Annotated in this window: 19 protein-coding genes and 1 pseudogene; 10 read left to right on the forward strand and 10 right to left on the reverse strand. The window is 40.2% G+C overall.

The window, feature by feature from the left end:
- Positions 1-42: 42 nt before the first annotated feature.
- The 4 genes from NDQ71_RS14950 to NDQ71_RS14965 all read right to left on the reverse strand — a co-directional run bounded on the left by NDQ71_RS14950 (position 43) and on the right by NDQ71_RS14965 (position 4,771).
- Complete coding sequence (locus NDQ71_RS14950) at positions 43-1,260, reverse strand: IS4 family transposase (RefSeq protein ID WP_301562640.1); 1,218 nt, start codon at positions 1,258-1,260, stop codon at positions 43-45.
- An 831-nt stretch (positions 1,261-2,091) separates the two neighbouring features.
- Entirely contained in the window at positions 2,092-2,922 is an 831-nt protein-coding gene (locus tag NDQ71_RS14955; RefSeq protein WP_192542446.1) for a mechanosensitive ion channel family protein, read from the reverse strand.
- Positions 2,923-3,034: 112 nt separating this feature from the next.
- Complete coding sequence (locus NDQ71_RS14960) at positions 3,035-4,003, reverse strand: calcium/sodium antiporter (RefSeq protein ID WP_064668637.1); 969 nt, start codon at positions 4,001-4,003, stop codon at positions 3,035-3,037.
- Positions 4,004-4,387: 384 nt separating this feature from the next.
- Positions 4,388-4,771 carry an antitoxin Xre/MbcA/ParS toxin-binding domain-containing protein gene (locus tag NDQ71_RS14965; protein WP_169021661.1) on the reverse strand — a complete coding sequence of 128 codons (384 nt, stop codon included), beginning with the start codon at positions 4,769-4,771 and terminating at the stop codon, positions 4,388-4,390.
- 209 nt (positions 4,772-4,980) lie between these two features.
- On the opposite strand from NDQ71_RS14965, the gene NDQ71_RS14970 reads away from it, so the two are divergent.
- The 3 genes from NDQ71_RS14970 to NDQ71_RS14980 all read left to right on the forward strand — a co-directional run bounded on the left by NDQ71_RS14970 (position 4,981) and on the right by NDQ71_RS14980 (position 6,274).
- Positions 4,981-5,121 carry a hypothetical protein gene (locus NDQ71_RS14970; protein WP_225736698.1) on the forward strand — a complete coding sequence of 47 codons (141 nt, stop codon included), beginning with the start codon at positions 4,981-4,983 and terminating at the stop codon, positions 5,119-5,121.
- Positions 5,122-5,351: 230 nt separating this feature from the next.
- Positions 5,352-5,690 carry an AHH domain-containing protein gene (locus NDQ71_RS14975; protein ID WP_301562675.1) on the forward strand — a complete coding sequence of 113 codons (339 nt, stop codon included), beginning with the start codon at positions 5,352-5,354 and terminating at the stop codon, positions 5,688-5,690.
- Positions 5,687-6,274, forward strand: a complete 588-nt coding sequence (locus tag NDQ71_RS14980; RefSeq protein ID WP_192542445.1) for a hypothetical protein — start codon at positions 5,687-5,689, stop codon at positions 6,272-6,274. Before NDQ71_RS14975 ends, NDQ71_RS14980 begins: the two co-directional genes overlap by 4 nt.
- Before the next feature lie 560 nt (positions 6,275-6,834).
- Here the strand turns inward: NDQ71_RS14980 and NDQ71_RS14985 are convergent.
- Both NDQ71_RS14985 and NDQ71_RS14990 read right to left on the reverse strand, forming a co-directional pair.
- On the reverse strand, positions 6,835-7,164 hold the full coding sequence (locus NDQ71_RS14985) for a 5-carboxymethyl-2-hydroxymuconate Delta-isomerase (RefSeq protein WP_016708456.1): 330 nt from the start codon (positions 7,162-7,164) through the stop codon (positions 6,835-6,837).
- A gap of 16 nt (positions 7,165-7,180) precedes the next feature.
- A complete protein-coding gene (locus NDQ71_RS14990) occupies positions 7,181-7,768 on the reverse strand; it encodes a hypothetical protein (RefSeq protein WP_192542444.1) in 588 nt (195 codons plus the stop codon).
- 98 nt (positions 7,769-7,866) lie between these two features.
- On the opposite strand from NDQ71_RS14990, the gene NDQ71_RS14995 reads away from it, so the two are divergent.
- The 6 genes from NDQ71_RS14995 (at position 7,867) to NDQ71_RS15020 (ending at position 12,902) form a co-directional block, all read left to right on the forward strand.
- The gene (locus tag NDQ71_RS14995) at positions 7,867-8,340 is read left to right on the forward strand and encodes a CreA family protein (RefSeq protein ID WP_192542443.1); all 474 of its coding nucleotides are present in this window, start codon (positions 7,867-7,869) and stop codon (positions 8,338-8,340) included.
- Between the two features lie 35 nt (positions 8,341-8,375).
- Complete coding sequence (locus NDQ71_RS15000) at positions 8,376-9,158, forward strand: hypothetical protein (protein ID WP_301561783.1); 783 nt, start codon at positions 8,376-8,378, stop codon at positions 9,156-9,158.
- Between the two features lie 3 nt (positions 9,159-9,161).
- A complete protein-coding gene (locus NDQ71_RS15005; protein ID WP_064665432.1) occupies positions 9,162-9,785 on the forward strand; it encodes a LysE family translocator in 624 nt (207 codons plus the stop codon).
- Positions 9,786-9,828: 43 nt separating this feature from the next.
- Entirely contained in the window at positions 9,829-10,329 is a 501-nt protein-coding gene (locus NDQ71_RS15010) for a gamma-glutamylcyclotransferase family protein (protein ID WP_192542441.1), read from the forward strand.
- Between the two features lie 21 nt (positions 10,330-10,350).
- Positions 10,351-11,898, forward strand: a complete 1,548-nt coding sequence (locus tag NDQ71_RS15015) for a serine hydrolase (protein WP_192542440.1) — start codon at positions 10,351-10,353, stop codon at positions 11,896-11,898.
- An 83-nt stretch (positions 11,899-11,981) separates the two neighbouring features.
- A complete protein-coding gene (locus tag NDQ71_RS15020) occupies positions 11,982-12,902 on the forward strand; it encodes a histone deacetylase family protein (RefSeq protein WP_192542439.1) in 921 nt (306 codons plus the stop codon).
- Here the strand turns inward: NDQ71_RS15020 and NDQ71_RS15025 are convergent.
- The gene (locus NDQ71_RS15025; protein WP_192542438.1) at positions 12,885-13,175 is read right to left on the reverse strand and encodes a DUF4144 family protein; all 291 of its coding nucleotides are present in this window, start codon (positions 13,173-13,175) and stop codon (positions 12,885-12,887) included. The two genes, NDQ71_RS15020 and NDQ71_RS15025, sit on opposite strands and share 18 nt — an antisense overlap.
- Positions 13,176-13,256: 81 nt before the next feature.
- Here NDQ71_RS15025 and NDQ71_RS15030 point away from each other — a divergent pair.
- Positions 13,257-15,773, forward strand: a pseudogene (locus NDQ71_RS15030) (EAL domain-containing protein).
- On the opposite strand, the gene NDQ71_RS15035 reads toward NDQ71_RS15030, so the two are convergent.
- From NDQ71_RS15035 to purD, 3 genes are all read right to left on the reverse strand, one after another.
- Positions 15,752-16,561: a DUF2797 domain-containing protein gene (locus NDQ71_RS15035; RefSeq protein ID WP_192542437.1), complete on the reverse strand. Its 810-nt coding sequence runs from the start codon at positions 16,559-16,561 to the stop codon at positions 15,752-15,754. The pseudogene NDQ71_RS15030 and the gene NDQ71_RS15035 sit on opposite strands and share 22 nt — an antisense overlap.
- A 106-nt stretch (positions 16,562-16,667) precedes the next feature.
- Positions 16,668-19,175, reverse strand: coding sequence for an EAL domain-containing protein (locus NDQ71_RS15040; protein WP_192542448.1), 2,508 nt, complete (start codon positions 19,173-19,175; stop codon positions 16,668-16,670).
- Positions 19,176-19,267: 92 nt separating this feature from the next.
- Positions 19,268-20,551 carry a phosphoribosylamine--glycine ligase gene (gene purD / locus NDQ71_RS15045; RefSeq protein WP_283709413.1) on the reverse strand — a complete coding sequence of 428 codons (1,284 nt, stop codon included), beginning with the start codon at positions 20,549-20,551 and terminating at the stop codon, positions 19,268-19,270.

The raw sequence follows: 20,551 nt of genomic DNA on the forward strand, positions 1-20,551 counted from the left end.
TTATAGTGCGCGTCTAGCCTAAGGGATCCCCAGAAATAATCATTAAGTTTCAATTACATCACTCACATCCATATTTTTCCAATCGAGTTGCACTACCACCTGTACGAAATAGGCTAGTCCTGCCAAATAATCTCGCCGTCGCAGTTTAATGGACTGTTTTTTGAAGTATCGCAGCCCAACAAATGCCCATGACACTACTCGTCTTTTTTTGGTTGAATTAGCTTGAAAAGCGCCTGTCTTTCCTGCTTTGTCTATCACTGCCCCCAGCATCATTGAGAACCAATGAGCCAGTGTGGCAAGCAGCAACAGTATGTCTAATCGATAGAGTTTGTTTGTCCTGTGCAGATCTGAGCCTAAGCCGAACCTAACACTTTTTTGATCTCGAAATCCTGCTTCTATCTGCATTCTCATACCATATAATTTGAGTACTTTTTCGAGAAAGTGGTGCCTCTTTGGAAGAGAAGAAACGAGTAGCCAAGGCTCCTTATAACCACGTTTTTTATCTCTTTTTAATAACTTATGTCCCTTGCCAACCAGCACTGCATGAGTTTGATATTTTGCACTTTTGGTCAACTCGGTCGCGCCAAGATACTGGCTCTTACGTTGATTGCTCTTGAATAGTGACTGGCATGGAACAAACTCATCGCTGCCCTGCGTTTTCAAATGTGCCGTACCTCGAACACGGCTAATATAATGCCAGCCATTGTTTCGCACGGCTTTGAGCCAAGGAACTTTAAAGCCCGCATCCGTCACAATTACGGGCCGGCAGTCACCCGGCAAGATCAGTTTGAGCATCTTTAAGAACCGTTTTTGAACTTTTGGGCAATGATACTGAAAACTGAATGCACTTTCCTGATACAGGGTCAAAGAACGACCTTCACTGGCAATGCTGGCACGCAGAATACAGTATTTGGTTTGTGTATCTGCATGACTCCAATCAACCAAAATGACGGGATGCTTTTCAGTGACCACAAAACGGCTTAAGCGAACATAAACCGATGTCGACTCACGCAAAAGCTCGTGGTTATTGAGTAGTCGATCAATACGTTTAATATCATGTTTTTCAGTTGTTTTTGAATCCAAATTGCGACCAATAGATGTCAAGGTGCATTGCTGACAGTGCAAAAGAGATTTAACGGCAGCGACTAGAGTATTAAATCTGGCTTTATGAATAGAGTTAGGGGTGACAGCGCGGAGCATATTGTGCAAAATAGTAGACGCATTCATGGTGTTTAGTTCTGTTGTTTTTAAGCGATTCATAAGATCACAAAACACCATGAATGTTCCCTCACTACCCATATTTTTTAACACTATTAGTTCATTGATATATAAAGGCTAATTTTGGGGATACTTTAGGCGTCTAGCGCATCTTTCTGCCGATGCCACGCTCATGTATTAATAAATCTATTCTTAACAAATAACTTAAGGCATTGCCAACTCTAATTTTTTATTGACGCTAAAGAGATTTAGAAAAAAGAAAATACGCTAGTCGCTCATTTTCTTGAATATGGGAGCACAACAAGAAAAATGTGTATTCATACAGTTATTTGTATTGGTGATGGCATAAAAGTTAGTGGAATATCAGATTTATGGAGTAGAGCCAATAGCATTAGATGAATAACACTGTAACTGATTACTCAAAGCCGACCTATAAAGTAATCATGTGAACTCATTTTGGGGCAGAAACGAGTTGATCATGAATGACTGCTCATGGCACTTTTACGAAGTTCGGTTTGAGTGAAAACCAAGTATTAGGATAGGCTGAAATTCAGCTCTACAATCGTAAATACTGAAATTCTACCTATACCTTTGTTTACGTTCTGACGATAGCTATTCACCAACGACAGACTAAAGCTGTGAAGTCCATACATATAAATGTTAACCGCTATGTCACTGTATGGTTTTATTTTATGTCATTGTATGGTGTCGGATTGTCTGTAAGTGACTGATATGTCAATCCAGTGCTTGTCACGCTTTGCTTACAGCGACATATGGGGCGAATGATAATTCCCTAATTAGTTGGACTAATTATACTCTTTGCGCCATCTGGCTGATTTATGGTCAAGTCAACCAGATGTGCATAATTGCTTATTATTCTTTTTGATTTGAACTAATAATATGTAAATCTCGTTGAGGGAATGGGATCGTAATGCCTTTACTTTCAACTCTTTCTTTCACTTTACGCTGTGTTTTCCAGTAAATATCCCAATAGTCAGGTGTTGGAACCCACGCGCGCAGCTGCAAGTTTACTGAGCTATCTGCTAGGGTATGGACAAGATATTGTGGCTCTGGGGTTGTTATTATTCGAGATTCTTCTGCAGCTAATTCTCTTAATGCCGCTAAGCCGTCTTCAATTGAATCACCATAAGAAATACCAATCGTAATATCCATTCTTCGTTTTGCATTTCGACTGAAGTTTTTTATTGCACTCGCCCAAACAGTACTATTGGGCAGAGAAATAAATATTCCATCTGCGGTTTTTAGCTCTGTCGTAAATAGGCCTAAATCGGTTACGCTTCCTGAATTTCCTGATACCTCTATAAACTCAGATTTTTTTAGCGGTTTAAGGAACAATAGCATTACACCTGCGGCAACATTGCTTAAAGTGTCTTTTAAAGCTAAGCCAATCGCTAAACCAGCAGCCCCCACGAGTGCAACTAAGCTCGCTGTATTGACACCAAACAGGTCAAGAATAATGACGAGGGCAATCAGATAGATAATATACCCAGAGAGTGTGGTGAGTAGTTTAGTGATTATTTCGTCTTGCTTACTTAAACGATAGACACCTTTACGTACTGCGCGCCTTATTAGTTTTGAGCCGATACTCGCGGCAATTAAAATGAACAAAGTAAGTATTGTATTCTTCGCTATCGCAATAAGTTGCAATTGATGCTCAGAAAAAAAAGTAATGATGCTTTGCATTGCTTTTCCTTAAAATGATGATTTCGAAATCGAATATATTGGAACTGTATTAAGTGCTTACAGACTCCGTACATAGGGTATTTATTATTTTCTAAGGCACTACTAAAGTATTTTATATAATCCCCATAATCAGGTAAGCGTTATAGCCTAAATAAGCACTAAAGAGTACCGTACCTTCTAGACGGCTTATTTTCCCTTGGCGACCAAAACCATAAGCCATGACCAATAACATTAGTGTAAGTATAAGCATGACTCCCCAATCTCTGTTAAAGACCTCTGAGGAAATGTGATTAATTGGCTCTATTACACCCGCTATACCAATAACAGCCAGAATATTGAAAATATTAGAACCAACAACATTACCGATAGCAATGTCGTGCTCACCTTTTTTAGCCGCTAAAATACACGCTGCCAGCTCTGGCAGAGAGGTTCCTAATGCTACAATCGTTAAACCAATAATTAAATCGCTGACCCCCAGAGAAGTTGCTATTTCAACAGCACCCCAAACCAATATGCGTGAACTAATAATTAGCAGTGTTAAGCCTACAAATAGCCAGAAAATTGCTTTTGAAATTGGCATGGAATGGCTTTTTAATTCATCATCAAATTCTTTTTCTAATGTATCTGCCGAACTGTTTCTACCTGAATGCACAGACCAAATAAGAAAAAGCAGCAAGCTACCTAAAAGTAGCAAGGCATCAACGAAAGTTAATGCTCCGTCATACAGTAAATAACCACACAGGAGCACTGTAGAGACCAATATTGGTAGTTCTTTTTTTACTATATTTGATTGAACTACAATGGGGGCAATGAGAGCGGTAACACCCAGTATTAAACTTATATTGACAATATTTGAACCGAGTGCGTTCCCCAAGGCTAGTTCGGGGTTCCCATCACTTGCAGCCATGGCTGAAACAACCATTTCAGGTGCAGATGTACCGAACCCCACAACTACCATGCCAATTAAAATTGATGATAGACCAACATGACGGGCTGTAGCAGCAGCGCCTTCAACAAAGCGATCAGCACTCCATACTAATAGTGCAAAGCCTGTGATAATTGCGAGAGATGCTAATAGCATAGCGCTGCTCCCTCTGACTCAAGAAAGTATCTGGTGTTTGAACTAATGAATAGTCGATTGTGTTTAGTGTAGTTTGTAAAGTTAGATAAGACGTGCAACATTTTGGCTCTCGTAGGGCAGAATTTTACAAAAGGTAAGCAACCACACCTGCCCGATATGATTATTTACCTTAAGTCTTGTCAAAGCTAATTAAGCTTGAAACAGCCACGAGCATTGAGTGCTCGGAGATTGTTGACTGTTTCCCTGCATACGCAAGAGACTACTCCCCTAAGTTCAGTTCAAAGTAATATATAAAACCCTAAAAATCTAGCATAAAGTTGAATTAGTTTCGTAATATTTCTACTCTACTAGCTTGCTTTCGGGGGCGATTTGAAAGCATTTAAATCATAAGTTATTTTGCAATGCATCAATGCGCTTCGCTACTTCGTTAAGTTCTAGGAATTCTCCATGCTCAATCACTTCTAGTGGTGAACGACCTGCAAAAAAGTCATTATGGTTTTTCATTTTCATAAACTTCCTGACATTTTCGGGGTTGCTAAACATGCAACGTAATGCGTGGTGAATATTTAGTAGACAACTAATACGTTCTAATTGCTCGTTGTTGAGCTTCACAGTCTCAGGAGCAGCGTTAAATTTATGATAGGAAGTTTTTGAGAGCTTAAGTATACGTTGAGCTTGCTCAGAACTGCATTCCCACAATGATAAAATGTTGCATGCTGTTTTAAAGCCTGTACTGGTGAATGATGTTGAATCACTATCTGTGTGCATACGCAATCTCCTTTTGTGAGCCGATACGCCAAAATATTTCAATAAAGGATAGTTGTAAGGTTGAAATCTTTCATAACCCTAACCGTGTAGTATGGCTTATAAAGTATAATAATAAGTAACGGCAACAGATGCTTTAAAGCCGAATTTCTTGCATTTGTCATGAGTATGCACTAATTTGGGGTCACATTAATAAAGGAATATATTAAGTAATGACTACATTAAGGGAATACCCAAAACCAGATAGGCCTGCAAATCCAACTCCGCTAGATATGGCAATTTATAACTTTGAACTCAAAGCTAAAAGTTATCACGATGAAAGCATCAAAAAAATCCAAGCGCCGAAAAATTAAAAAAGCTAGCTTTAGATTATGACCATTTACAAATAGAAAAAAAGAGGATTGAATCTGTTTCGATTGCTCAGTCTGCTCTTGAGTCGTATCGCGTTACTAGCAGCCATTCGACACGTAAAGCATTACTTGAAGAAACTCATCATACAACCAATACCACCAATAATTTAGCCCGATTTCTTTTTGCTGTTGGTGAACCAAAACCGACGAAATATCATGAGGCACACCATATTATTCCTGGTACAGGGCGTGATAACAAACAGGCTGTATTACGAGCAAGATTAAATTTGCATATGGTCGGTATTGGTATTAACGACCCTCATAATGGTATTTGGTTAATTAATTTTGTGAGACATAAAGAGCATGACTGGGCCACTAAAGAATCACCTCCACACCGAAAGTTGCATAGGTATAATTACGAAACATGGATTGGTGAAAGCTTAGGTGGAAGCATGACAAAAGACAAAGGGTTGTTTGTTAATAAACTACGCAATGTGAAGACAATGATTAAAACAGGGACGTTACCTAGCAAAATTTTCGAAGAGAAAGATGAACTATGGAAAGGTATATGAATACGTACTTACTGAGAAAACCCACAGAAACATGTGATGTAATTGACCTCGATATTGTCGAGATGACAAATCAAATTATTGATAAGACTGGCCAGTCGTTTGATGAAATACTTGAGGTAGTCATGGATGATATTCCAAGAGGGAAAAAAACCTTACTTGAATTATCTGCGGATGGATTTGAATGCAAGCATGAGCCACGAGCAAAAAAACAAAATTATGATGTAAATCTATATGGCTGCTTTTTAGTACTTAATACACGAGCATATAATTGTCTTAATAAAGCAATTAGTAAAGATGGTGAGTTTGTCCCCTTAAAAACAGATAGTGAAGAGATGTTTTTGTTCAACACACTTAGCTTTGTGGAAGAGGATCTTACGTTGACTGAAAAAGCGTATCTTGATGGCTATGAAGATGGTCTAAAAACGTTAGTATTTGATGTTGAAGCTATACAAGATAAGTTACTTTTTAAGTCGAAATTGCAAGGAGGCCTTTCTGTTTATTGTACTGATGACTTTAAAAAATTAATTACAGATAACTATCTGAGTGGCATTAACTTTAATAAAGACTTATTAAGCTGCTTTTAACTTTAATTGGAGCACGTCATCTTTCTTAAGCAATAAGCTCAGATTATATGAAAATACAAGTGTAAGCTTAATGGAGCCAACGTGTCCTCCTTGTGCATTCGATGAGTACAGTACTGTACTCAGTTCCTAAATTAGGAGAAATGCCTTATAAGTTTCATATTGAAAGCTGGTAAATATGAAGTCACTCTCCATTTCCAAGTACTCCAAGACAGTGAAAAGCTAACTGGGTACATTGAGTGAAAAAATAAAATCAGCTAGGCTAATTTGGATTAGTCTAGATTCAAACTGTCAATATTTAAATCACGATGTAATTAGATCTAATAGATTGATCTAACTCATTTCTGGACAAAAGTGAGTTAGAGCCGAACGTACGAAAATGGCACATATGCGAGTGTCAGATTTGATTGAGTCCTGTTAATCACACCTGTTAATCGAATCTGACAGATCAAGTTAAGACTTATTCACTTTTATCTGGCGCGACTAAGGAATTTAAGACCATCTTCTTTCGAAGCTGAAGCTGTTATTACAAATTGATTAGAGATTTAAATTTACCTTAAATATTAACACTTTCGGTAAATCTCATGTTCCATATCGTGTACGTTGACACTTAAACTATCAGAGTCCCGACAATAAATTTGCAAGCAATGCAGTAAGCTTTCACTGAGCTGTTGTTTTTGTTCAATACTGCGTCCAGCCATAATATGCACGGCAATATGGATAAACCCTTCCTTACCGTCACCTAGTTGATAATGGGTGTAAGCTATAGCGCGAGTTTTAATGGTTGGCAGTTCAAACAAGCCGGTCGCAAATGCAGCATTGTGTATTTTTTCAACTAACACTTGCGGTAACACGGGTAAATCTTCTGAGTGCTCAATAATAATGTGCGGCATGATCTGGTTACTTCCCTTAAAAACGGTATGTGAAGCCCAAGCTGGTTTGAAATTGATTAAGTACGTCACCATCGAAATGCCATAAACATTGATTGTCTTCATCCGTTGGTAAGGTGCAAGAAACGTTACTGGCGTTATTGACTATCGTCGCTAGCCAACGAGTTTCAAATAAAACCCGTGCTTGGTCGTTAAATAAGTATTCAAATCCACCATATAAGCCACTGGCAAAGAAGATATCTGAGCTGGCAAAATTAGGCTTTACATAGTTCGCGCCAATTTGTGCACCAACATAGCCGTTAACACGGTTGCCTAAAGGGACTTCAACGGCACTTTGAAACAAAAAATACTGCATTTCTACATCTAACCCAGGGGATGATTGAAAATCACTTTTCGTATTCGAAAAATAAAACCCATAACGAGCCGAATCGATAGTTCTATCAATACTAAAAGCCAGATGATTACTATCCTCAAGCTCAATCGCTAAGCCTTCTTCGGTCTGTAATGATTGATTAAAGCTTTTACCTGTGTAAACACTGAGTGAGTAACCAGCTGCTGCGCCGTGACTTATTAGCAGTAAACAAAGTAATGTGAATGCTTTTTTCATTGTGTCGGTGCTCGTTGTTGTGATTTATTTGAGTTAGTATTGAAACATAGTTAAATGTAAGCCACAAACCGTTCTACTTATTTGGAGCAAGGAAAATTATGAAAGCGATTATGTTTGGCGTATTGGCAAGTTTACTGATCACGCTATCGGGTTGTTCTGACGATGCCGCATCAGTTAGTTTAGGGTTATTTACCACCAAAGATATTAAAGTGGTATCGCAGCAGGATCCTTTAATCACAGGGGTTACCTGCCATATCAGTCATGTTGAAGCGAATTTAGATTTTTCTGATCCATCCGATATGTCTATTTCATGTCGTCAAACTGGGCCAATTACCGCTGAGCAGCTGCAAGTGATTGATCGGAGTAAATCAGGTGAAGTAGTATTTAAATCATCAAAAAGTATTTTATTTAAATCGCTAAAAGTGCGTCGCATTTATGATGCAGAAACTCGTACTTTACTGTATTTATCATATTCAACTAAAGAATCAACGGGTAGTCATCATCATGCACTATCGACTGTGCCATTGTATAACACCCAAGCGTGGGCGTGGGCACAACAACAGCAAGAATAACTCAATGCCATTGGTATAAGTAAAACGAGCAAACTATGTTAGCGTTATTTAAAAGCAAACCATTATTAGAACAACAAGAGCAGCAATGGCTGATTGATACCTTTGTGTGGGCAGTGGAAAATTTTGACAGTGATTACTTTATTAATCACTGCCAATTAGTGTTGCCAAATCACCAGTGCTTTCCTGATGCGGTGTCAAGTATTGAGGAAATGGCGAGTAAAGTGTTTGAGCGCGTAGTGGGTTATGCAGGGTTACAGGCATGGCCAATTAAGTTGGTGGCGCCGCAACAACTACAACCGCAGGTATTTCCACACTTTGCCTTTAGTAATTATTTACGCGGTGAGCGAAGCCAGTTAATTGTACCGCCTAGTCATAATGTCAATGTGTCATTTAATCCTAATCAAATTAATCAGCCACAAGACTTAGTGGCTAGCTTTGCCGGTACCTTAGCCACTATCATGATCCATCATGTCGGTGTGCTGCCCCCAGGCGGAAAAGAGTTTTTACCGCAAGCGGCAGACGCATTAGCGTGCTTTTTAGGTTTTGGGGTGATGATGAGCAATACTGTTTACCAGTTTAAAGACGGCTGCGGTTCTTGCTATAACCCGTATGCAAACAGGCAAGCAGCACTTAGCGAAGCACAAACGGTATTTATGCATGCACTGGTTTGTCACTTTAAAGGCCATCAAGACTCTAAAAAGTATTTAAAGCCGCATTTACGTAGCCAATTTAAAAAGGCGCAGAAAGAGATCAAAGCCTTAGTCAACGATACAGCTAATCCGCTGTTGTTAGCACTTGATGAGCAAAAAGCAGGGTGATAAGTGGTTTATTTAGATGAATTTTTATTAATTGCACTGGCACATTTTTTTGCTGTAGCAAGCCCCGGCCCTGATTTTGCCATTGTACTTAAACAAAGTATTCAACAAGGAAGGGCGAATGCATTATGGACCAGTTTTGGGGTTGGCTTGGCAATTTTGCTCCATGTTAGTTATTGCTTGTTAGGTGTCGCGGTGCTTTTAACGCAATCACCAAACGTATTTATGGCATTAAAATATTTAGCGGGTGCATATTTGGCGTATATAGGCGTGCAAGCTCTCAGAGCTGCAAAGCCTGCAACAGCACAACAAGAAACCACTTCACAATCCGTTGCCGCTGAATCAAGTTGGATTGCTTTTCGTCGTGGTTTTTTAACCAATGCCCTCAACCCGAAAGCAACGTTATTTTTTATGTCGTTATTTACCTTAGTGATAAGCCAATCAACCCCGCTAATTATTCAAGCTGGCTATGGACTGTATATGGCCGTTGCAACCTGGCTATGGTTTTCGTTTTTATCTTTAGTGCTATCAAAGCCGAGCGTACGCGGTTTCTTTCAAAAAAGTGGTCATTGGTTCGACCGTGGGATTGGCGTTATCCTCATCGCATTAGCAATAAGAATAGTGGTGTAACAAGGGTTAAGCTCTGGATTTTGGTTAATTAAAGTAGGTGGGTATGGCTGTATATAATTTTTCGTTTGGTTCTAATATGTCATCTAGTCGTTTATTGGCACGATTACCAAATGCGCGGCGTATTGGTACGGCAATATTATCAGGCTATGAATTAAGCTTTGATATGGTAAGCAGTGACGGCTCAGGAAAAGGCAATGTACGGCCTTCAAATGATGATAATGCCCACGTGTATGGTGTGGTATACCAACTTAATGACGACGAAAAAACAATTTTAGATGCCATTGAAGGGCCGCGTTATGATTGTGTTGATATTCAGGTTACGCTGCTCGACGGGCAAAAAATAGCGGCACATTGTTATATGGCCAATACGACTGACGCAAACATCCTGCCCTATGATTGGTATATGCAGCACGTTTATCGCGGGGCACTTGAAGCAGGCGTGCCAAATGCGTACAGTGATGCCATAAAATCTCGGCCAACATGCCAAGATAGCGATACAGTACGTGCGGCTATTGAGTTTGCTGTACATAAAAATAAAAACTAAAACTTACCTTCAAGGATTGTTATGAAGTTAACAAAATTAGCGATAGCTGGCGCATTATTAACTGGTTGTGCATTTAACAGTTATGCCGATATTGATACTGCCCAAATAGAGCAAGTAATTGAAAATTCAATGGCGCGTTTTGATGTCCCAGGTATGGCTGTGGCCGTTGTTGAAAACGATAAAGTGATCTTGGCTAAAGGCTTTGGTATTAGTAACTTAGATACTGGCAAAAAAGTTAATAAAGACACTTTATTTGGTATTGCATCAAATACCAAAGCCTTTACCGCAGCGGCATTAGCAAAATTAGTCGATGAAGAAAAAATCAGTTGGGATGATAAAGTCATTGATCATCTTCCTGAGTTTTGCTTATATGACCCTTATGTCACCCGCGAACTGACGATCCGTGATTTATTGAGTCACCGTAGTGGCTTAGGGCTTGGTCAAGGCGACTTAATGATTTGGCCTGACACCGATAAATCGATTGAAGATATTTTAGCAGGCCTAAAATATTTAAAACCAGCGAGTAGTTTTCGCAGTAAATACGCCTATAACAACTTGATGTTTGTCACCGCTGGTGAAGTGGTCGCGCGCGTTTCTGGTATGAGCTGGAATGATTATATTGAGAAGAACATTCTGCAGCCTTTGCATATGGATAATTCTCGCGCTGGTTTTTCACGTATTCCAAAAAGTAATAAAAACTGGGCAACGGGCCATATTCCAATGGATGGCAAGTTACACCCATTTTTTGTTAATTACCTAGAAGACTTTCGTGGTGCTGGTGCCATTGCATCAAGTGTTAGCGATATGAGCCAATGGCTACGCACTCAATTAGCGCATGGCACAATGCCAAATGGGGAGCAGTTGTTTAGTGAAAAGCAACAAGCACAGATGTGGCATCCGCATATCACCTCACTGGCTTCAAAAAGTGCGTATGAGGCTTACCATCAGCAATTTAGAGGTTATGGCTTAGGTTGGAGTATTGAAGACTTTCATGGTATTAAAAAGTTAGGCCATGGTGGTGGTATTTTAGGCATGGTATCGCAAGTGACGTTATTGCCAGAGAAAAACTTAGGAATTGTGATCCTCAGTAATCAGCAAGCGTTTAGTGCTTTATCGGCAGTAACCTATGAAATACTTGAAGATGCACTCGATTTAGAAGATAAGGATTGGGTTGAAACACTCGCTAAAAAGCATTTTGAAGGTAAGCAAAAAGCCTATGCCGATGCTAAACCTGAAGCACCCGCTGACTATCAGCCACAATTACCTAATATTAGTTATACCGGTACTTTACACGATGATTGGTATGGCGATGTGGTGATTGAAGAGTTAGATGGTAAGTTACGTATTGATTTTACGCACACTAAGCGCTTAAAAGGCCGATTAGAGCATTACACAGGCAATACCTTCATTGTTAAGTGGGATGAAAAGCTGCTTGAGGCTGATGCTTACATTACTTTTGATATGAGCACTAAAAATCGCGTTAACAAAGCAAAGATGCGCGCGGTATCAACAGCCGTAACCGATTTTAGCTTTGATTTTAGAAATCTGACTCTTAAAGCCAAAAAATAAGAGTTGGCACATAAACCAAAGTCGCAAAGCCACTGTTTAGTGGCTTTGTTATAGTTATCGCGTAAATTAGTTTTGGAGCTGTTATGCGTACTGCGATTATTTCACATCCCTTTTGTCGGAAACACAAAATGATTGACGATCATCCTGAGTGCCCTGAGCGCTTAGATGCGATTGCCGATCGTTTGTTAGCAAGCGGGTTAGATATAGCCGTACAGCAAAAGCAAGCTCCCAAGGCATCCCGCGACCATTACTTATTAGCTCACGATGAAGCCCTTGTTGCGCTGGTGGAAAATAGCATACCAGAGCAAGGTTTAACGTCACTTGATGGTGATACCTGGTTATGTCCTGATTCACTGATGGCCATTGAGCGTGCGGTAGGAGCTGGGGTTTTAGCTGTTGATGAAATATTAGCGGATAACCTCGATGCCGCATTTTGCTCGGTACGGCCACCGGGTCATCATGCCAACCGTACCACCTCTGCCGGCTTTTGTGTGTTTAATAACTTAGCAATTGCGGTGAAATACGCACAAAGCAAAGGGGTTAAGCGCATTGCGATTGTCGATTTTGATGTTCATCACGGTAATGGTACGCAAGACATTTTTATTGATGATGAAAATGTATTGTTTTGCTCGTTATTTCAATACCCGTTTTACCCTAATACCGCGATTGAAAATAATGCCACGCTAGTTAACTCGCCGTTGCCAATAGCCAGCGATGGCAATGATTTAAAAGCGCTTTATAATCAGCAGTGGTTACCTAAATTGACTGAGTTTAAGCCTGAGTTATTGTTTATTAGTGCAGGCTTTGATGCCCACCTTGAAGATGATATGGCAAGCCTAAAGTTTGTGGAAGATGATTATGCTTGGCTTACAGAACAGCTTGCGCAACTTAGTAACAAACTTGGCTGTAAAGGTATTATCTCTTATTTAGAAGGTGGTTATGCACTTTCAGCCCTTGGCCGTAGTGCTATTGCCCATGTAAAAGCATTAGTCGATAACGACTAAATTAAATGCTTGCTGTGGAGTGAGTTGCTCTATCTTACTTAAACAACAGTGCCCCTCGTTAGCTAAATACTGTTTAACGTAGTGAGTTAATTGTTCACTGCACAGTGCTTGGCAAGGCTCGCCATCAAGAGTGTGGTAACTGCCATTATGATCTAACAAAGTTACTTGTGCTTGCGTGTCTTTATTCATTCCATATAAAAAATCATCTACGTCACTTGGCTGAGTAACGACTTCTAGCTCTTCATTATAAATAATGATTTTTGGGTATGGCATGTTTATTTATTGTCCTAAATCAAATTGTCATTTATTGGCTTAATTATACTTGTTGGTTCGTGTAAAGCTAGGGATGCTGTAATGCCAAAAAGTAGTCGTTACCAGAAAGTTTGTGATGTATTCACTGATAAAGTACTTTCATGTAGTAAATACACGCAACTTATCGATGTCGTAAAGTTAATGCGGGCGCATAATGTCAGCGCTATTTTTGTGCAAGAAGATCAGCAGATATGCGGCATCTGGACTGAAGCTGATTGCATTAAGCTCGATTTTACCGACAGTAATATTAAGCACCTTGAGATCCGTAGTGTGATGTCGAGTCCTGTTTTAAGTATTTCATCTTCGCAATTACTGAGCGATGCTGCGCTTGTTTTTCACCAGCATAACGTACGCCATTTATTGGTTGTTGATGAAAATGAGTTACCGTGCGGTGTGGTTAGTATTACTGATATCGTACGAAATCAGGGGCTTGATCATTATTTGCAATTTAGGCCGATCAAAGATCAATATCATCAAGATGTGTTAGTGGTGCCAAGTCATTGCGCTCTTAATGAAGCCGTTAGTATGATGCGAGAACGTGCAGAGCAAGTGATCTTAGTATATAACCCGCAACTAAACGAGCATGGCATTATTACTCAGTGAGATTTACTGCATCTGATCATTGCACCGAATAACGACATATCATGCTGGCAGTTGGCAAGCCGTCCTTTGTACCAAGTACACTCTAAAAGCAGCTTGTTTGATGCCTATCGGCTAATGTCAGAAAATAACGTTCGCCATTTAGTTGTCAGTGACGAACAAGCAATTAAAGGGGTACTTACCCTTGAGCACCTTATTAATGAAATAGAAAATGCGTATTGCAGTGAGCTTGAAAAAGTACTTGAGCAACGAGATGAAGCGCTGCAGCATTCACAACGTAACCTCTACTTAGCCAATAAGATTATTGATGCATCATTAGATGGCATTATGATCACTCAGCAAGATGGGGTGATCATTCAAGTTAACCCGGCTTTTACAGTGCTGACTGGTTATAAACCAAAAGACGTCATCGGCCAGCACCCGCGCATTTTAAGTTCAGGTAAACACAGTAAAAATTTTTATATTAAAATGTGGCAATCAATTGTAGAAAAAGGGGTATGGCAAGGGGAGATCTGTAATCGCAAAAAAACTGGTGATGTGTATGTTGAATGGCTCACCATTATTAAAATACGTGAGCCTAATAGTGATGAAATTGTTTACGCGGCTATTTTTAGTGATATTACTGAGCGTAAAAATGCAGAAGAGAAAATTGTTCAACTTGCTTATTTTGATGAACTAACGGGGCTGCCAAATCGACGCCTTTTTAATGACCGATTAAGCATGGCATTAGCCGCGGCGCATCGCTGCAATGATATGCTCGCCGTGATGTTTATTGACCTTGATCGCTTTAAAGAAATTAACGACAGCTTAGGCCACAGCGCCGGTGATGTGCTGCTAAAATTAGTTGCTAAACGAATACAAAGTGTTTTGCGCGAAGGCGATACGTTAGCTCGCTTAGGCGGTGATGAATTTGTGGTGCTATGTGAAATCGATGATATTGCAGCGGTAATAAGCATAGCGGATAAAATACTCAGCTACTTAAATACGCCATTTCAACTTGAAGGCTTTGAGGTGGGCGCTACGGCATCGATTGGCGCTGCGGTTTACCCTGATGATGGGCTTGATAGTGAAACGCTGCTCAAACATGCTGATATTGCTATGTATCGTTCAAAAGCAGTGGGTCGTAATTCGTTTCAGCTATTTAAATCATCAATGAATGCCCGTTCATTAGAGCGCTTGGCGATGATGAGTCGGTTTCAGCATGCCCTTGAAAATGACGAGTTTGAATTGTACTTTCAACCTAAGCAATGTTTGAAAACCAATAAAATTAAAGGGGTAGAAGCTCTTTTGCGCTGGCATGATCCAGCTCTTGGGCTGATCTCACCGGCACAGTTTATTCCTCTGGCAGAAGAATTAGGTTTAATTGTCAAGCTCGATCTTTGGGTGCTTAATAATGCCGGTATCCAGTTGGCTTTGTGGCAAAAACTGGGCATAACCGCAGGGCGTTTGGCTATCAATATCTCGGCTTGTCACCTTAGCCAAGGTAAGTTATCGAACAGTGTTGAACAGATGCTACAACGCTATAACTTAGCTGGCCATTGCTTGGAAATAGAGCTCACTGAAAGCAGTTTTATTAGCTCATTGAGTCAGGCTAAAAAAGAGTTGCAGCAACTTAAAAAAATGGGCGTACAGATTGCACTTGATGATTTTGGTACCGGTTATTCTGCTTTGAGTTATCTGACAAAACTATCCATAGATACGTTAAAAATAGACGCTAGCTTTATTGCGAAAGTCCCCGATGAATATGGCAATAGTGAAGTGGTTGCTGCCATCGTTGCGATGGCAAATAGTTTAAATTTACAGGTTATTGCCGAAGGGGTTGAAAAGCTTGCCCAGTATAGTTATTTATTGGCTATAGGCTGCGATGTGATCCAAGGTTATTACTATTGCCGCCCGTTAACACAGCGGCAATGGTTAGAGTTTTATCAGTTAAAAAATCAACCTACAGTGACATCATAAGAGGTAAATTTACGGATGTTGATAACGCCAGTATCAAAAATTAAATACTGGCCTTTGATGCCGTTTAAAATACCACTTACTACGGGCTCTTTATCAAAGTTAAAAGAGCTAATTTTGGTTGGGTAAGCAGTAACCGGGAACTCTAAATCAACAACCTCTTCATCTAGTTGCTCAATAGCTGTGGCACCAAATAGCTCTGCCAGTTCATTGAGCTTGCCTGCGATTTGTGGAATTAACTCAGCCGCGGCGGCTTTTAAGTCAAGCACTTCACTTTGACCTTTGAGCATATTACGCCAGTTGGTTTTATCGGCAATAAACTGCGCAAGTGCCACTTCCACTAAACCAGATTGCAACCGCGTTTGTACTTTAAAAATAGGCAGCGCTTGCGTTGCACCTTGGTCAATCCAACGAGTTGGTATTTGTGTATGGCGAGTAATACCGACTTTAAGCCCCGAGGTGTTAGCTAGGTAGACATAATGTGGGATCATGCAGTTTTCTTCACCCCACTGCGGCTCACGGCAAGTACCTTGGTCATAGTGACAGGTTTCAGGTTTCATAATACACATATCACAACTAGCGAGTTTACGCATACAGACGAAGCAATGTCCTTGCGAGTAGCTTTTTTTAGTTTTTTTACCGCAGCTTGAACATAAAATTGCGCCATTAAAAGTTAAAGTGAGTTGTTTACCGATATACGCATTTAGATCGACTAACTCATCACCCACAGGTAAATGATACTGAATTGGTTGTGTTAGCGATGATTTTAGTTTTTTGAGAGTGCCTTGCATCTTTACGCCCCTAAAGATGTGAAAAAGGGGATTTTATCAGTTTTGTGGCTACTTTGCTTAAATACCTAAACATGATTAGTCGTTGAAGATGATTTTTATAGAATAGTTATTTATCGGCAAGCCACAGTAAGTAATCATCGACAGCAATGGCTTTGGAGTAATAATACCCTTGGCCATAATCTGCGCCCATAGTGCGTAAAAGTTGTTGCGTTGTTGCATCTTCTACGCCTTCAGCCGTCACTTTTAAACCAAGACTATGGGCCATTTCAATCGCAGCCTTAACAATGACTTTGTTGGCGCTATGTGTAGGTAGGTCGATAATAAATGATTTATCTATTTTTAAGGTTGAAAAATTGTAGCTAACAAAACAATTTAGTGACGAATAGCCAGTACCAAAATCATCTAAAATTACTTCAATACCAAGGCGTGTTAATTGTTCAACTAAGTTAATCATTTGCTGTTGGTTTACAATTAAAGCCGACTCAGTCAGTTCAAATTTAAGTTGTTTGGCGGGAACATTATGTTTAAGTAAGGTGTTTTCGATTTTTTCAATTAAGTTATGGATCATCAAATTCTTAGCGCTTAAATTAACACTGACTTTATGCTCGGTATAACCGGCATAATTGAATTTAGCGATATCTTGACAAGCTTTATCCAACACCCATAAGGTGAGCTCGTTGATAAGCCCTGTACGTTCGGCTAATAAAATTAATGACTCAATATTGAGCTGTTCGTAAGGTGCATTAGGCCAGCGCAACAAAGCTTCACTACCAATCGTTTTACCTGAGTGTAAATTTATTTGTGGCTGATGATAAATCGTTAATTGGTCTGCTTTTAAAGCATTTTGAAATGCGGTTGCTAAGCTTATATTCATCATCGTGGGCATGGTTTTTGGCGGGCTAGTTGGGCTAGTTATGTGTGGTGCTTCTGCCAATGAAAGATAGCCATTTTGTAACCAGCTATCAAAGCCGTTTTCGTTGTCTAAGGCACAATAACCTATTGAATAACTTAGCTGTAAATCAAATCCTTGGACAGGATAATGTTTTGGTAACCCCTTCATCACTTTGCTGAGATTTGCATGCAGTGTGTGGGTGCTTTGGGTTTTAACTGAAACAAATGCGAGTACCCCGTTGCCTAAGTCAGCAATCCGCGGGCAGGTGTCTAAATCGTTTTCTAAATGTATGAATTCTCTTTCTTTGCTAAGTTGTAGTTCAAGAGCTTGCGCTACATTGACAATTAACTCAGCGCTTTGGGTTTGATTTAAAATATGACTTAATGAGTGAAAGTGGATGATCCTAATTAGACATAAGTTTGCAGGGCGCTGGTTGAGCTGCAAAGTTGTGTATGCATGCTTTAACATTGCGCTGTTTAAAAGTTTTGTTTGCTCGGTATGAGTGGCGTGATAGAGCGCTTTTTCTCGTTGGTAGCGCACCCGATCAGCCAGTGCCATGGCCATTAATGTTACTTCACATAGAATTGCCACTAAAAATGCATGACGGGTGGCAAAGCTATATTCGATGATCCCTGTCAGCTCTAAGGGCTGAATTGCTGCGCCAATTATCAACGGTATCCACGAAATGACATAAAACTTGGCCCAGCGAAAGCCGCTGCGTAATTTGTTGTAAATTAATGTAATACATACAATATAAAGGAAAACTAAGACAACAAAGAATATTTGCGAAGAAATATATTCAACAATGAAAAAGCTAGCGATCCCTAAACAGAACATAAGGCTCAATAGTGCAAGGCTTAGCTTATAACGCCAGCATTTATCTTTATGGTAGCGCAAAAACATAGCACAGAAGGCTAGTGTAAAAAATGCAATCGCGTAATTACTCACTACAATATAGTGATTAAAAAGCTGCTGTAACGCTACTGGCCATAAGTAAAAACCAAAACCTAATACAGAGCCCATCAAAATCAGTGCAGACAGTATATAGCCAATGTAAATCAGATAAACCCGATCGCGAATACCAAAATACAGTACTAAATTATATAAAGCCGCCATAATTAATACCCCAACAAAAATTCCCCAAATAGCTGTTTGGGCGCGGAGTAAATCTTTAAATTCAGCTTCACCATATAAATTTATTGGGGTTTTGCTGATCCCTGTAGTATCTATTTTTATGATCAACAGGCTATGGCTTTGTGCTGCAATAGCAAAGCTTATATGCGGGACGCTGTATTCAAATAAGCTAAGTTGCTCTTGCCGATCGCCTAAATTAAAGGTGTTAACCAATTGGCCTTGGTTATCTATTTGATAAACAGTTAAATAATCAATCATAGGATTATCAAAGTGAGCGAATAGCTGTTTTGACTCGGCTGATTTATTTTCTAGCTTCATTAAAAGCCAATAATCTTGTGATTTTAAGCCCCATGCAATGGTGTCAAATGGTTCTGAAATACGGGCATCCGGATCGTTTAAAAATTTAGCGAGCGTTAGTGATTTTGATGGATCGATGCGATAGCTTTGCTCTAAATACACTGCAGCGGTTTTATTAATTGTATAGCGGGTAGGAGTAGCTAAATGATTGGCAAAGGTATAGATAATGAACACTAAAATGCTCAAAATAAACAATGCAATAATATGATATTTAAACGGTTGTTGTTCCAAGGTGTTACTTATATGCAAGACGTCACCGCTTTATTGTAGCACTAAAAAAGCGCAGATAAACTGCGCTTATTATTAATAGCTGCTGGTTGGACCTATTTTTCCCGAGCAATGGCACGATATGCAATATCTGTACGATATTCCATGCCTTGCCAACTAATCTCATCAACTAGTTTATAGGCACGTTGCTGTGCTTCGGTTACTGTATTGCCAAGTGCTGTGGCACATAATACTCGGCCACCGGCAGTCACTACGTTGTCGCCGTCTTGCTTAGTACCCGCGTGGAAGACCTTTTCGCCTTCTGGGTAGTTTACTTTCAGGCCACTAATTGCATCACCTTTTGGGTAGTCATCAGGGTAGCCTTTCGCTGCCAGTACCACACCCACTGCCGCACGAGGGTCAAACTCAATGGTGGTTTTATCAAGTTCTTCGCGGTTAGCAGCTTCAATCAACTCAACCAGATCAGATTGCAGACGTAGCATCATAGGTTGTGTTTCTGGGTCGCCAAAACGACAGTTATACTCGATAACTTTAGGTGTACCGTCGTTGTCGATCATCAGGCCTGCATACAAGAACCCAGTGTACGGATGACCTTCGCTTGCCATACCTTCTACTGTTGGGTAGATCACTTCGTTCATAATACGCTGATGAATTTCATCGGTTACTACTGGCGCTGGTGAATATGCCCCCATACCGCCAGTGTTTGGACCTTGATCGCCATTGTAAGCACGTTTGTGATCTTGGCTAGTTGCAAACGGTAATACGTTCTTACCATCTACCATTACGATAAATGAGGCTTCTTCACCTTCTAAGAACTCTTCGATCACCACGCGGCTGCCGGCTTCACCAAAAGCGTTACCCGCCAACATATCGCGGATAGCATCTTCAGCTTCCGCTTCAGTCATGGCAACAATAACGCCTTTACCAGCTGCTAAACCGTCCGCTTTAATAACAATCGGTGCGCCTTTTTCCTTTAAATACGCAAGCGCAGGATCAATTTGCTCGAAGGTTTGATAATCAGCAGTAGGAATTGCGTGGCGTGCTAAGAAATCTTTAGTGAATGACTTAGAGCCTTCTAGTTGCGCAGCACCTGCTGTTGGGCCAAAGATAGCTAAACCGTGTTCACGGAATTTATCTACCACACCAAGTACTAATGGTACTTCAGGGCCAACAATGGTGAGCTCAACATTATTGTTTTGCGCAAAGTTAAGTAGGCCATCGAGGTCTTCAACGTTAATGGCAACATTCTCAAGCTTTGGCTCAAGCGCAGTACCAGCATTACCTGGAGCTACAAATACAGTGTTAACTTTGGTGTTTTGAGCGGCTTTAAACGCAAGTGCGTGTTCGCGGCCGCCGCTGCCAATGACTAATACATTCAT

It is taken from the genome of Pseudoalteromonas sp. KG3 (genome assembly GCF_030436385.1).
GTDB classification, from domain to species: Bacteria; Pseudomonadota; Gammaproteobacteria; order Enterobacterales; family Alteromonadaceae; genus Pseudoalteromonas; species Pseudoalteromonas prydzensis.

Coding starts and splice junctions, on each gene's coding strand:
- NDQ71_RS14950 (WP_301562640.1), bottom strand. CDS start 1,260: ATGAATCGCTTAAAAACAACAGAACTAAACACCATGAATGCGTCTACT.
- NDQ71_RS14955 (WP_192542446.1), bottom strand. CDS start 2,922: ATGCAAAGCATCATTACTTTTTTTTCTGAGCATCAATTGCAACTTATT.
- NDQ71_RS14960 (WP_064668637.1), bottom strand. CDS start 4,003: ATGCTATTAGCATCTCTCGCAATTATCACAGGCTTTGCACTATTAGTA.
- NDQ71_RS14965 (WP_169021661.1), bottom strand. CDS start 4,771: ATGCACACAGATAGTGATTCAACATCATTCACCAGTACAGGCTTTAAA.
- NDQ71_RS14970 (WP_225736698.1), top strand. CDS start 4,981: ATGACTACATTAAGGGAATACCCAAAACCAGATAGGCCTGCAAATCCA.
- NDQ71_RS14980 (WP_192542445.1), top strand. CDS start 5,687: ATGAATACGTACTTACTGAGAAAACCCACAGAAACATGTGATGTAATT.
- NDQ71_RS14985 (WP_016708456.1), bottom strand. CDS start 7,164: ATGCCGCACATTATTATTGAGCACTCAGAAGATTTACCCGTGTTACCG.
- NDQ71_RS14990 (WP_192542444.1), bottom strand. CDS start 7,768: ATGAAAAAAGCATTCACATTACTTTGTTTACTGCTAATAAGTCACGGC.
- NDQ71_RS14995 (WP_192542443.1), top strand. CDS start 7,867: ATGAAAGCGATTATGTTTGGCGTATTGGCAAGTTTACTGATCACGCTA.
- NDQ71_RS15000 (WP_301561783.1), top strand. CDS start 8,376: ATGTTAGCGTTATTTAAAAGCAAACCATTATTAGAACAACAAGAGCAG.
- NDQ71_RS15010 (WP_192542441.1), top strand. CDS start 9,829: ATGGCTGTATATAATTTTTCGTTTGGTTCTAATATGTCATCTAGTCGT.
- NDQ71_RS15015 (WP_192542440.1), top strand. CDS start 10,351: ATGAAGTTAACAAAATTAGCGATAGCTGGCGCATTATTAACTGGTTGT.
- NDQ71_RS15020 (WP_192542439.1), top strand. CDS start 11,982: ATGCGTACTGCGATTATTTCACATCCCTTTTGTCGGAAACACAAAATG.
- NDQ71_RS15025 (WP_192542438.1), bottom strand. CDS start 13,175: ATGCCATACCCAAAAATCATTATTTATAATGAAGAGCTAGAAGTCGTT.
- NDQ71_RS15035 (WP_192542437.1), bottom strand. CDS start 16,561: ATGCAAGGCACTCTCAAAAAACTAAAATCATCGCTAACACAACCAATT.
- purD (WP_283709413.1), bottom strand. CDS start 20,551: ATGAATGTATTAGTCATTGGCAGCGGCGGCCGCGAACACGCACTTGCG.